Genomic DNA, 12717 nt, shown 5'->3' with positions numbered 1-12717 from the left:
TCGTAAGCACTTTGCTAATCACTAGCCACGAACAACGAACAACAAAAGGTCCTGTCGCATATGCGACAGGACCTTTTCATATGGTGACCCCTACGGGATTTGAACCCATGTTCTCGCCGTGAAAGGGCGATGTCTTAGACCGCTTGACCAAGGGGCCATGGCTCCTCAAGTAGGACTCGAACCTACGACAAATCGGTTAACAGCCGATTGCTCTACCAACTGAGCTATTGAGGAATATCACTTCAAGCTCGTTCCGAATCGGAACAATTAATATTATACTTGAAGAGATAGAAAAATGCAAGTCTTTTTTACGAATTTTTTTGATGACTTTCTCCGGCCCTGCCCAGGAAATGGAAATAGGCCGTAAAGCAATACACGGCAGCGACTAAGCCGATGGCTGCGCCGGCATAGCCGATATACGGTAGCAGGCCATGGGCCGTGACCTGCCCGCCAATCCAGGTCCCGCCGCCGATACCGACGTTGAAGATGCCTGAAAAGATGGACATGGCCACCGGGGCTGCCCCCATCGGGACGTGGCGGATGAGTTCGGCCTGGAAGGTGACGTTGAACAGCGTCGACGCACAGCCGACGACCAGGCAGGCGGCGACCATCGTCCCTGCCCTGCCCGCAGCGGCCTGCCACAGGAGGAACGGGATGACCAGGCCCAACAGACCAGCCCGGATGACGCCATAGCGGAAATGATTGTAAAACCGGGAAAAGACGAAACTCCCCAGGAGGCCGCTGACGCCAAGGAGCATGAGCGTCGACGTGATGCCCTGGTCGCTAAAGGCAGCAACGGTCTTGAGAAAGGGCTCGATATAGCTGTACGCTGTAAAATAGGCCGTCGCGAACAGGACGGACAGGATATAGACGCTGATGACGACGGGATTCTTGAGCAGCTTGGGCAATTCGTCGCGGGAAAAAGAGGCGTCGCTGGCCAGCTTGGGAAAGACAAAGGCCAAATAGATGAGCACGGCTAAGGCCGTTACCGTAATGACCAGAAAAGTCATGCGCCAGCCGGCATAGAGGCCGATGACCCGTCCCAGGGGCAGGCCGAAGATCATGGCGACAGCCGAGCCAGTGACGATCATGCTCAAGGCCAGGGGCCGATGAGTCCGCGTGACCAGGCGCGTCGCCATCGGGGCCGCAATGGACCAGAAAATAGAATGGGCGCAGGCGACGCCGATGCGGGCTGCCATGAGCATGGGAAAATTCAGGGCCAGCCCCGATGCCAGCTGTCCCAGGACAAAGAGCCCCATCGTCCCCAGCAGGAGGCGCCGCATCTCCATCTGGCAGACGAGGAGCATGAGCGGCAGGGACAGCAGGGCCACGACCCAGGCGTAGACAGTGATCATAATGCCCGTCTGGGACTCGGTCATCGCGAAGGACTGAGAAATGTCCATGAGCAGGCCGATAGGCATGAATTCCGACGTATTGAAGATGAACGCCGACACAGTCAGGCCCAGGAGGGGCAATACATATTTCAGAGGAATAGCGCGAAACATGATTCATTCTTCCTTTGCATAGATTTAGAACGATTCCATCGTACGCTGTCCCCGGGAAAAAGTCAAGAGGGCAAAAAAAAGGCTTGTCGTTATACGACAAGCCTTTTTAAGTTGTTAGTGGTTAGCAGATGGCTTTAAATTTAAAGGCCGTCTCTGCAAACTACACACTACAACCTAATCTTACATCATGCCGGGCATTTTTTCACCGGGATTTACTTAATTTTTCGAGCATTAAGATGCCTTATTTTATCAGAGTATTTTAGATGTCGAATCCCTTTATTTTCTACCATTTACTTTTGGTTTTAAGTATTTTGTTCTCGTTCTGTTCTCTGCCTACATCAATAAATAAAAATTTCTTTATATTACATATTTTATATTGCCCCGTTTTTTATGCTGTCTCCGTTGCTGTTTTGTTAAGCACAGTCTTAACAATATAGACAACCCCTTCCATGACAAGCGGCAGGACAATACCGTCTCTTACTTTAACCCAACCGGTCTCCGTTTTAGCCTGTTCTTTCGTGGCAGCGCAGAAATTATCCACTGCATTTTCAACAATCGGAATCACTTCGTCAATGATTTTCTGCGTTACTGTCTGTTTGACTTCTTCCGTTACATCCTTTGCATTTAATACATCGACAATGCTATCTCTTACATCTGTCCATTTGCTCATGATTTCATTACCTCCTAAATATCAAGATACCATTCATTGAAGTCTACATTGGTATCCCCAATGTAGCCCTGGTCACTATACTGCCAGCCAGCCAGTACATGGCCAGGGAATTCATCCGTGAAGTCGCAACTATTACTGTACTGCGCTACCCAATACGGCACATATTTAGCCAGGGCTGGAACATTGATGACATCCTCCAGGGTAGATAGGCTGGCATAGATGCCGCATGGGATGCCGGCGGCATTGACTGCATTCAAAAATGCAGAGCAAACCGCTGTCGGGTCATCCGCATCCAGACAGGCCCGGGATTCAAAATCGAACCATACGCCCATGGGCGGAATCCGCTTGCCCAACAGGTAAAGTACTTCGTTGGCTTCGGATTCCGCTTCTTCTACGGTGGATGCCTGGCTATAACAATAAACGCCCCACGGCAAATCCCTCGTTTCGCATTCAGAAACATGCCCCCACCAGGTGTCTTCGATGCTTGTTCCTTCCGAAATTTTTACGATGACGCCACGGACTCCGTTAGCTATAGCTGTATCGTAATTCAAGTCGCGCTGGTAGTAGCTCACATCAATTACTTTTGTCATTCATTATATCCTCCTTTTTCGTAGTGGCGGTCTTGATATTACCGCCGATATAGCCGAGTAGGCCAGATGCAATACTCATGGCCAACTCATTTTGATCATAAAAAATAGCCAGCACCAGCGCTGTTACAAGCCCGATGATGACCAAACAATCTGCTACATTGATTTTATTAATCATATTCTGCCTCCTACTTTTGGATATGTCCATCAATCTTGGGTTGCATCCCGTCAATTTTTTCCATTTGTTTCAGCTCCTCGATCATAGCCGTTCCTATTCCATTCCCACCAAGGCGATGATAAGCCAGATACATTTGCTGTGCATCATGCAGACGGGAAAATGTGACTTTGCCCTTGTCTGCCGCCTCGGTATAGATTAGACGCAACTGCGCAAATAATAGCGCTTGTACGCCGTTATTCAATGCAACTTCCTTCTTTTTACAGCTTCTAATATACGCCCACATGTACGTAATTAAGGCCACTAGAAGAGAATATAGTAGGTTTCCAATCAATGGTGAAAAAAAAGGCATTTCAAATATGTCCATAATAATTACACCTTCTCAGTATCAAACGGTTGTACTTGTCGTGTTGATAGTAATATCAGCGGCTCCATTGAACGAAGCACTGCCAGATACTACCCCCGCCAGGGTGATTTTACGAGCCATATACAGCTTGTTAGCCGCCGTAGCGCGGTCCGCCATACTCGTAACAATAGCAGCCCCGGAATCATAAGTTTCCCAAATAATGCCGTTGTCAATGGTCTCATTTCCGGCTACGTCCCCAAATACCGGCATTTCAGAGCTCGATACGCCACTAGATGACCCGTCCTGCATTTCCCGGCAGTAATACCATTTGCGGAGCTTCGTGCTTTCAAGATATACAATGTCGCCCGGATAATAGGTCGTATTTGGCTGCCATAATGCAATCTTATCGAGGATAGATGCAGTAGTAACTGTTTCGCCCGAATTTTCCGACGTTCTCGGGGGATCCTGCCAGGTGCAATCATAGTCATCATCAGAGAGTTTCACAAGGATTTGCCCGGCCTTGCCTCCCGCCGGAATGCCAGCCGGAAAGTCTGCTTTCTTTTCTTCAACCCAGGCGCCATCTTGGTATCGCATGGCCTTCCCTTCATCCATCCATATGCGCCAGCCTGCTTTAGGTGGCACGATGTTCCATACCCCCATCAAAAATCCAGCGATACTGTTTACAGTGCTATTTTCCCATGCGCCTGTCGGCGTATCCCCGATGATGTACATGTCACCTTCTTCTGGGTTGACTGGCGGTGTACTTAATACCCCTTTCGCTGTCGCCTGGACTAACATTTCCAAAATATTTAAATCCTCGTTAATGGTGACTTCTTTTTGAGCCTGGTTCGCTACGACGTATTTCAGCCCTAGCTTTCCTGTCTTATCTGCCATTTATACAATCTCCTCTCTTGGTATACCACGCCCACGGGTTGCGCTGATCTGATAAACCCGAACGGTAATGGAAGGTTGCACAGCGCCAAAGTCAATGGTCTGGTCTGCTGCTGTATAGGTTGCCGTCGGGCTTCCTGTCGTAAACGTCCGTATTTCCTGCCCGTCTTTTACAATACAGCACTCGTATTTTTCTTCTGCTTCGTTTAAGGGTACATCTAAATAGCTTTTCATGCCCCCATCGCCACGCGTTCGGCGAACCCATGTAATAGTTACATTTCCAGCCTTATCCCTTTTCCCTTCCAGGTGGCATGGGGATAACGGCATAGCCGCCACGGCATTAAAAGTGAAGGTCTTCTGCTGGTATGTATCGTCGGTAACATCATTCCCCGACGGTCCGTAGCGATACAGGTAAGGCTTGAACCAGTCTGTCGTAGACGCTTCTACATAGTCGATAACCGAAGAATTGATGAGAACGAACCGCTCGCCCGGGACATGTCCGACGATGTGGTTCTCCGTCCCAAAACGGCCTCGGAGCAGGCCGGATAGCCTATAGGTGTCTTCAGCAATAAGAATAGCATTCTTGAATTGAACCATTTCTTCCCCGATGACGCATAAGTTCGCTCCATTTAGAACAGCCATCTCCTGGCGGCTTTCAAGGGACCCGCCAAAGGTGCCGCTAAATATTTTAACGTCCACACTATTCTTCTCATCCCATGTATAGGGAGTCCCTTCTCCAAGGGTACCCATGGTATCCCCGATAACCCCGCGTGGCATATTCGCCTTAATCAGCGTAAAGGATACACCATCATCATCGCTACGGAAGATATTGGCCCCATAGTAGACTTTAGCCGCGGCCGATAGGAGAACCACGTCGGAACTGCCTATACTGGGTATCATAGGGATATCCAATATTTCGATGCGTATTCCCGTCGGGGCCGGCGCCGGTATATCCGTACCAGCATCATCTATTTTACGGGTAACGCTAGTATAAGTTTGATTATGGATAAGTTGGGCCGTTACTTCACTGATTCCAGGTATTCCATAGCTAACATCCGTAACGGTGGCGTTCACGCGCCGTCCGTTATATGGCAAGGTAACAACAGTTCCCGCTTGGACAGTCGCATATTTGTTGGGCAACTTGAATTTGAACGTTGTTCGATTCGCCCAAAGCTCTTTCATACGCCGTTCTGTAATAGCCGCAGCCTCTCCATCTGATAAGATGAGTGTTGTGTCTATCGACGTTTCATTAACCCCCTTTGAGGTAGCCTTTGTGTAAGACGCAGTGCCATTTTGGTAGTCCCTGTCTTTCGATATGTACGAAAGCTTTATTGTCTTTGGCAAATCTATCTCCGGGGTCCGGATTGTTGTCAGCGTGTTATCCGTATTATTCTCTGACTCTGCTGCCCCTAAATCCTCCGCCTCGATGGCAACGGCATCCCCGGCCCCACTTGGGTGGAACACGATTTTGCCATCATACTCGAAGCCCTCAAACGGGAAGCCAGATTGCAAGGCCTCAATCTGGCTTCGGAATGTCTTATTCCCCGCAACGGTGAATCCATATACTGTCCAATCGTCCATTCCTTCAACGGATACTTGTTCACCCGGTATCCCCGCAGCTTGGCTAATCTTACGGATAATATTACTTACGTGGTTTTCTGGGAATTGGACCTCAAAAGAAAGTGCCGGGATACGGTTACCAAAAGCAGCGATATCCAAATTTTTTATGACCATGTAGGCAAGTCCCCTATAGGCCGGGACGTTCCCACCACCTTCGATACCTTCAATGAACGGGTCAGGCATTTGTGATTCATCTCCCTTATATAACGTGTAATCCATAACGCTGCTGTCCCGTGTATTGATTTCCACGCCATCGGCCCAAATGCGCGTAATGTCGGTAATTGGCCCCGCACAGATTGCCACGGCAAAGGAAACTGTATAACTATACGTTGTCGTTGTAATAGTTGTTGTGCTAGAACTACTATGATGACCGCCTTTGCCGCCGCGGCTCCTTGTTGTCGCTGTCCTTGTGGTTGTCCTGATGTGCTCTGTAAATTTCGTTCCCCAAATAATATTGCCAGTAACCCGTGCTTTCCCGTACCCATGTACAATTGGGGAACCCATGTTCGCGCCCTGCAATTGCAAATCGCTTTGTTTTCCTACTTCCCGCTCACTAAACGTATTGGATGACATGCCGCCAAAAAGACGCGGGATTACAAATGTACTAAGGCCGATAATCGCAACGGGTATGAGTGCGGCGCCCATTATTTAACCTCCCGGAATCGAAACGCGAACCGTGTCATCTGTTTCCAATCATCCGTATAGGCACTTTCTACTACTCGCCCAACGTCCATATAGGAATGAATCAAGGTATCTTGGTCGGTCAAGATGGCCAGGTGATGGGCTGGAAACTTAGTCCGGAACGCAAATAACAAGATGTCTCCCGGCCGGGCCTCCGATACGGAAATTTCATCCATGTACTTCTTGCACTCCTCGTATAGCTTTTCTTTTCGCTTGAACAGGTGCCACGTAGCCGGGTAATCATAATCCCCTTCAAAAGCGTCCCCGGTCAGTTGTTCATGGACGCCACGAACAAGGCCTACACAGTCACAAGCTACTCCTTTCAAACATGCTTGATGCTCCCACCGGCACCCAATCCATTGACGCGCTTCGTTAATAATGTCTTCAGGTTTCATGCAATCATCTCCCTGCTAGTCTTGGAAATTATAAGTCTTAAGTCGTACAGAGGCCCCTTCCGGAACAATGTTCCCACTCACTTTCATGGGGTAACTTACAGAATAGTCGTTCCCTGGGATATAAGGTTCTCCCCGGAAATTGATCATGTTGTGGAACCGGTTCTTGCACGTTGAAGGTTCCCCGTCACAGCCGGGAACAATCCGTATACGGTCGCCTACAACGACTTCATGCATAGGCGGCGAAAAGAACCGGATCTGCCCGTTGCTTCCCAGGGACTGTTCCACTTCATAGGACGAGCCGTTGTTAAGGCCAGACTCAAAAGTTAAGATACCATAGTTGAAAAAATTATCCGTCCTCGAAATGCTTGTAAAAATAGATCCGTCGTCGCGCACGGACGTGACTTCCCCCGTGGCGGTGTCGGCCGCAGCTTGGTATTTACACCGAGAATCGCCAAGACGGGCCCGGCATTTCCGTTGATATAAATCCCCGGCCTGTTGTTGGAATGCATCCATAAGCCCCCGAATTTCAGCTTTAAATGCAATTTTCCCCGACGTAATTTTCCCAATACGTCCTTCTCGTAAGATAAACCGATTCTGTTGAGGATGCTCATAATCACAGATAAATATGCGTATTTTGGCATTGTCATAGACGCCCAGGAAAATGTCATCAGCAGTAATGCGGTCACTAGTAATCATGCCTTGCACGTCCAAATTATCTGTTGCCAGGCCGTCGCTCGACGATACCGCCGTTGGGGCAAAACCAGCGAAGGCCTCGTAAGTTTCACCATCAATGACTAAGTCGACATCGCAGGAGGTAAAACACATAACGTTACCATTTGACAGTTCTAGCCGCCAGCACCAGGCCAGCGTTGTTACGGATCGTTCCAGCCATCCACTCACGACAGGAATCCGACTGATTTCATACCAATCATCCCTTTCTACATCCGGCAACCGTTTCCATATCCGGTTCGACTCCGAATAATCCCCACTGATTTCTTGTTCATTCTGTTCCCGGACCAGCCGCGCAGAATCAACGGCCGGAAAATCCGTAAAAAACGGGTTCCCGCTCTTGATGTGCTTCTTCCAGTCTTGGGACTTGACCAGATACGGTTTCTGTACGTTCCCTAGCATGATATTTGAAGACCAGGACATATATCCTTCGGCATAGCATTCTTGTGCGATGAGTTCCCGGAGTTCGTCTCCTTCTGGGCCGTCCGCACAGTAGTTGAGGGCCAGTACATCGAAATGATAATCTTTTCGCAAGTTCCGCAGCATGTTTTTGATGTCTTCGTTATACGCAATTGTATCCAGGTCCGTCAGTTTATAGTACTCGCCCTTTTCCCAGTTATACTCTGAAATGAACGTTTCAAACATGACATAGTCACAAGATTTTATGATGTCCTTCGTAATGGAAAAACCACGATTAGCAAGAAAGCTTTTTTCTGGGTACTCTTCTTTAAGCTCGTTTATCATCTTGGCCATGCCCTGTTGGAACGCTTCGCTGGGGTATACATCAACCGTGTCCAGCGTATCCATGAAGACCCCATCAGCCCCCATGCCTACGACGTGATAGGTAACGGTCAGTTCCGTATTTTGGTCCCCCTTGGTTTCAACCGCTTCCGCTTCTACCTGGAAGGCCCCGGACGTCGGGTCGAAATTAAATTCTAAATTGGTATACTCATAGCCAGATGCCGAGTATAAATGTACCTCCTCGTCTTTATCAATGGGATATTCCCTAGTCCTAAAAATATAGCTTGTTCCCGTAAGATCAGACGAGTATTTTGTTAATCTTACCTTTTCTGTCAGCAGCTTGGGAAGGCCAAATACGCGGCGCAAATAGAACGTGGACAGTTTTTCTTTCCACCGAGGCGCTAAAGGGTTGACGTAGGTAGACCCCCAAATGCCGTTTTGATCCGGGTAATCAGGTGTTGTATAGTTGAGGTCCTGCCCCCACCCGTCATGATGCTCATAATGAGGACAGCCGCCATGATATGGCGAGTAATTCGGGCATTCCACATTGGTGCAGGCTTCGTCACCAGTACGGACCCAATAGTCACTTTTTGTGTGGCCGCCGCCGCATGTTTCACCAGCAGTCCATGCATTATAGCCTTCACGGGAATCGTGCTTACAGACACGGGTACAGCAGCCAACGCCCGTAAAATAATGAGAGTCGCCAAGCAAACATTTTTTCTCTTGCGTCTCAATGAGGCCATCGTGGAGGCATTGGTTCAACTCAGCGTACCCGTACCCACCTTTCATATAGTACGAAGCATAGCCGCCAACACCCTTCCCATCGTCCGTATGCGGTACGATTTTAGACGTTATATCCCATGGGTCCAGGGTAACGCCGTCTTCTTCTCCAAAAGAAACATAGCCAAAAACCTTGATGCCCAGTTTCTGCCAGGCTGCCACTTCTTTACGTGTGACTGTGCCCGGATCGACAACGACTAGATCGTAGTATTTTAGATTTTCATGGTTTGCGTCGCTATAATTAAGCGCAAAGGTAGCATGGCGGCGCATAATTCGGACTTCTTTGGCTCCCTGATTGCGCCGCGGCAGTGAATCGTCCGTGCGTCGCACTACAGTCCCTTCATAACTATATTGGCCATCGCTGTTCTGAGCCAGGCCCTCAATGCCAAAGGGCTTGATGTAATCAAAGCTCATCGTAATCGGGATTGTCTCGTCGCTTCGGATATACGATACTTCTTCAGTCAGGACAATGCGTGAGAAGGCAAACGTGCTGTCTCCTTGGTGCCCTTTGGGGACATTGATTGTAATGACTTTCTCTTCAGCCGCCAAATCAGATAGTGTAAAATCCTTGAAGGTTTCTTCATCAGCCTGCAAGCTCCATTGGCTCATAATATTACCATCAACAGAAACATTAAGTGTAGGATAACCCCAATCACAAAGCAAGGTAATGGTCAAAGACTTTGCCCTGGTCCATAAGGTCAGGGTATCGCCTGCATTGGATGTGAATCCGCATAAAACGTTGGATGCACTCAAAGGTTCAAAGAGCCAGTAGCCAGACAGGTTAATGCGATTGCTATGAGGATCGAGTACGGTTGTAAGCGTCGTGGTGGCCTGTGTTGATTCCGGGTCGCAGTACGACGCGTGAAAATTCATTGTTAAATCGATGCCGTCTTCATATCCGCGTCCATCGACGCCTATTAACAAGGGTATCTGCTCGCCTACGCCGAGTTCCTGAATAACATACGGATTGGGAAAAGATTTCCCAGTATCTCTATTAATGGCCCTGCCAGGGATACTTATAGTAATATCCCGCATAGGGTATTTTGATTCATTGACAAGCCGTAAGGTTGCTTGGTTAAAAGCCAATGTCTCCGAAGCATGGTATCCGGGAATAGTCAAGGGCTGTATTTCTTTGTGGTGTACTTTAGCCCCGGCAAGCAGGAAGTATACGCCGCCTGGATTATTGGCGTATATTTCGCAAGTATGGCTGCCATCCGTAAGGCCTTCCGCGACGACGACATCGTGATATTGCATCGTCGCCCCTTCGCCAAACCCATAATGGCCCAAGTTGCAATCTAATATATCTACTGCCCCGCGAATCCCGACAGCAGATGGGGCTTTTCCATCAATATATATGGCCGCCGTCCCCTGACCACTATCAAGCATGAGCCGTATAGTAAGGTTCGTCCCGCTGAACATAAAGGTAGCCTTTCCCTTAATGCAATAATGGCGTGGTTCCCGCTGCTCCTTATCCATGATGTCATAGCCTTTATCATTGAACCACATGCCTTGATACGTTTGCCATTATATGGGAAATTGTTGGCATAGGTAAACTCCGTATCCGGGATGAACGTTGCTTTTAAGTTCTTGTAGTTCAGGCCTGCGTCTGTTTGGTGAGTATATATTTGCATCGTGTCAGAAGGTCGTAAGGCCATCAAATACCACTCCCCCGAAGCTCAACAAGCGGGATAGACGTCCAGTTGAAAAAGTCGCCTTCCATCATACTGATATTCATTTCATCCGTATCGAAGCGAACGGGGACGTCAAACTCGCCTGTACAGTAAATGCCTTTCCCTGATTCCGGCGGTGTTGTAAATGTAATGACCCCTGTTGTATAATCGCAGATCCATCCTGTTTCCGGTGTCGAATCCAAGAACACGGTAAGCGTACCACTGACGGGCTTTTTAATTTCCCGGACTGTAGAGAACCCACCGCTGGTATACGTCTTAATGATTTGGAACTTGTTTTTTTGTCCATCTCCAAGCGCAATTAATTCGTGGGTCAGCTGATAATCTGTCCAATCCTTGTATCGGAAGCCAAAGCCACGCCCTTTTCGGGCGTGGAAAAACCGGATGACTTCCGCCATTTGGACTTCTGTCTTGACTCCTAGGGCCGCATTGTATTTGCAACGTGGATACGTAAAATTGATGTTGCGCTGTTCAGTCCCATTCTTCATAATCGTAATATCCGTTGAGTAACAGGGGCCGCCTGTACTTGCATAAGAAATATCCACCGGAAACTGGACTTCATGAAACCCAATCGCCATAATATCGCCTCCTATAAAAAACGCTGCCCGGATTCAATGGCACGGCGTACGGTATTGGCAATCTGCGCTTCTGATCGCTTGAAGCTTGTCGCATCCTGGGCATACACAATAACCTGAATGGGCCGGTCATTCTTATTTCTCCCGTCCATACCGAGTTTTTCCATGTTGCTACGGGAAAGAGGAATGACGGCTTCTTCGTAATGGCCTTCACCAATAAGAGCTAATGTGGCCCCTTTCGTAATGCCGCCCGACGCCATTTTAGGCACACTCAAGGAAGAACCGCCCGCCGCACCGCTAAGGCCTGTAAGGGCCGATGCAATGGACATGGTGCCGCCCATAGCCATCATCCCTAACGCAATACCCGCCGATGCCGGGCTTACAATAAGTTTATAATACGCTGCCGGCCAATACGCAGCCGCCAGGGCAGCCCCTTCAGAGGCCGCCTGAGCTTCTTCTTCCGCAGATAAAGATTTCGCCATGGCGTTGCTGACAATCATGCCCGCCAACTTTTTTGCGTAAAACTCTACAACGACTTGAATCAAGGATTTACCCAAATTCTGAAAGGCCTGACCCAGGGTTTTAGTGCCCATAATGGTATCCGTAATAGTCGACGTAAGACCGCTAAATGCCGTGTCGTAGTAGCTGGCTAGCATCTGGGCCGTCGTCGCATGGGATGCCAAGTAGGCTTGTTGATATGCATCCATCATAGCTTTTTGCCCTTCATAGTCGTTCATGCGGATGGCGTTTTCTGCCGTAAGGATTTCCCGCAGCCGTTCTATAGATACCTGATTCTTGGCTTCTTCAATATCGGCCTCGATGTCCTTGGCCTGCTGGAAGTAGGCTGTTTTCTGATCGATGAATTCCTTGTACTTGGCCAGCTCTTCGTTATAGATTTCCTTGGCAAAGGATAAACGGCCATCAGCTGACACTTCATAGGCAATGTTTTCTTCGTCCAGGGCTTTCAGGAACAAAGCTTTCTGGGATTGAGTCATACCTGCGTAGTCAGCAGAATACTGCTGCCATTTCGATTGGATAGATGTAATGGCCTTATCATAATCGGCTTCCATTTTGCTCAGTTCCTTATCGCTGGCCGTGTCAGTCAGAGCGGGCGCATTGGTCTTCTTATCGGCGGCCATGGTGACAGCCTTTTCTTTAATCTGCGCTTCCTTCTGCGCATCAGCTTCGACAGCTTTCAGATGTTCCTGGGCGTACATAGCATCCAGCTTTTCCTTATCCTTCTGATAGTTCGCATTGAAGGCCTTGGACTCATTCAATTTTTCGCATTCTTTTTTTAAACTTACGGTCTGTCAGCTCGACCTGMGTTGCCGTAG

General features: G+C 48.7%; 11 protein-coding genes and 2 tRNA genes. All 13 read right to left on the bottom strand.

The genetic code is table 11. The annotated features are described in order from the left end of the window. Positions 1–81: 81 nt before the first annotated feature. Positions 82–157: transfer RNA gene (locus NM10_RS01775), tRNA-Glu, on the bottom strand. A gap of 1 nt (position 158) precedes the next feature. Further along, positions 159–234, bottom strand: a tRNA-Asn gene (locus NM10_RS01770). Between the two features lie 74 nt (positions 235–308). Beyond that, positions 309–1505: an MFS transporter gene (locus NM10_RS01765; protein WP_020309909.1), complete on the bottom strand. Its 1197-nt coding sequence runs from the start codon at positions 1503–1505 to the stop codon at positions 309–311. Positions 1506–1893: 388 nt separating this feature from the next. Then, positions 1894–2175: a hypothetical protein gene (locus NM10_RS01760; RefSeq protein WP_020309908.1), complete on the bottom strand. Its 282-nt coding sequence runs from the start codon at positions 2173–2175 to the stop codon at positions 1894–1896. 14 nt (positions 2176–2189) lie between these two features. Then, positions 2190–2765, bottom strand: a complete 576-nt coding sequence (locus NM10_RS01755; RefSeq protein ID WP_020309907.1) for a GH25 family lysozyme — start codon at positions 2763–2765, stop codon at positions 2190–2192. Next, positions 2749–2940 (bottom strand): hypothetical protein, encoded by a 192-nt coding sequence (locus NM10_RS01750; protein WP_020309906.1) that lies wholly within the window; start codon positions 2938–2940, stop codon positions 2749–2751. Before NM10_RS01750 ends, NM10_RS01755 begins: the two co-directional genes overlap by 17 nt. Positions 2941–2950: 10 nt before the next feature. Further along, positions 2951–3304 (bottom strand): hypothetical protein, encoded by a 354-nt coding sequence (locus NM10_RS01745; protein ID WP_020309905.1) that lies wholly within the window; start codon positions 3302–3304, stop codon positions 2951–2953. Positions 3305–3325: 21 nt separating this feature from the next. Next, positions 3326–4177, bottom strand: coding sequence for a DUF2793 domain-containing protein (locus tag NM10_RS12945; RefSeq protein WP_020309904.1), 852 nt, complete (start codon positions 4175–4177; stop codon positions 3326–3328). Then, positions 4178–6439, bottom strand: a complete 2262-nt coding sequence (locus NM10_RS01735; protein ID WP_020309903.1) for a phage tail protein — start codon at positions 6437–6439, stop codon at positions 4178–4180. Further along, a complete protein-coding gene (locus NM10_RS01730; RefSeq protein ID WP_020309902.1) occupies positions 6439–6870 on the bottom strand; it encodes an NlpC/P60 family protein in 432 nt (143 codons plus the stop codon). The genes NM10_RS01735 and NM10_RS01730 overlap by 1 nt, the downstream gene beginning before the upstream one ends. Positions 6871–6885: 15 nt before the next feature. Further along, a complete protein-coding gene (locus tag NM10_RS12940) occupies positions 6886–10626 on the bottom strand; it encodes a baseplate hub domain-containing protein (RefSeq protein WP_020309901.1) in 3741 nt (1246 codons plus the stop codon). Between the two features lie 148 nt (positions 10627–10774). Continuing rightward, positions 10775–11386 (bottom strand): DUF2460 domain-containing protein, encoded by a 612-nt coding sequence (locus tag NM10_RS01720; RefSeq protein WP_020309900.1) that lies wholly within the window; start codon positions 11384–11386, stop codon positions 10775–10777. A gap of 11 nt (positions 11387–11397) precedes the next feature. Next, positions 11398–12660 carry a hypothetical protein gene (locus tag NM10_RS12935; RefSeq protein ID WP_020309899.1) on the bottom strand — a complete coding sequence of 421 codons (1263 nt, stop codon included), beginning with the start codon at positions 12658–12660 and terminating at the stop codon, positions 11398–11400. Between the last annotated feature and the right edge of the window lie 57 nt (positions 12661–12717).

The sequence above is a fragment of the Megasphaera sp. NM10 genome (assembly GCF_000417505.1).
Classification (GTDB): Bacteria; Bacillota; Negativicutes; order Veillonellales; family Megasphaeraceae; genus Megasphaera; species Megasphaera intestinihominis.
Note: the sequence above shows the minus strand (reverse complement) of the source record. Positions and strands in the feature narration are given on the sequence as shown.

Bases quoted from the DNA above. Each gene is read 5' to 3' on its own strand.
- NM10_RS01765 (WP_020309909.1), bottom strand. From the start codon at position 1,505: ATGTTTCGCGCTATTCCTCTGAAATATGTATTGCCCCTCCTGGGCCTG.
- NM10_RS01760 (WP_020309908.1), bottom strand. From the start codon at position 2,175: ATGAGCAAATGGACAGATGTAAGAGATAGCATTGTCGATGTATTAAAT.
- NM10_RS01755 (WP_020309907.1), bottom strand. From the start codon at position 2,765: ATGACAAAAGTAATTGATGTGAGCTACTACCAGCGCGACTTGAATTAC.
- NM10_RS01750 (WP_020309906.1), bottom strand. From the start codon at position 2,940: ATGATTAATAAAATCAATGTAGCAGATTGTTTGGTCATCATCGGGCTT.
- NM10_RS01745 (WP_020309905.1), bottom strand. From the start codon at position 3,304: ATGGACATATTTGAAATGCCTTTTTTTTCACCATTGATTGGAAACCTA.
- NM10_RS12945 (WP_020309904.1), bottom strand. From the start codon at position 4,177: ATGGCAGATAAGACAGGAAAGCTAGGGCTGAAATACGTCGTAGCGAAC.
- NM10_RS01735 (WP_020309903.1), bottom strand. From the start codon at position 6,439: ATGGGCGCCGCACTCATACCCGTTGCGATTATCGGCCTTAGTACATTT.
- NM10_RS01730 (WP_020309902.1), bottom strand. From the start codon at position 6,870: ATGAAACCTGAAGACATTATTAACGAAGCGCGTCAATGGATTGGGTGC.
- NM10_RS12940 (WP_020309901.1), bottom strand. From the start codon at position 10,626: ATGTGGTTCAATGATAAAGGCTATGACATCATGGATAAGGAGCAGCGG.
- NM10_RS01720 (WP_020309900.1), bottom strand. From the start codon at position 11,386: ATGGCGATTGGGTTTCATGAAGTCCAGTTTCCGGTGGATATTTCTTAT.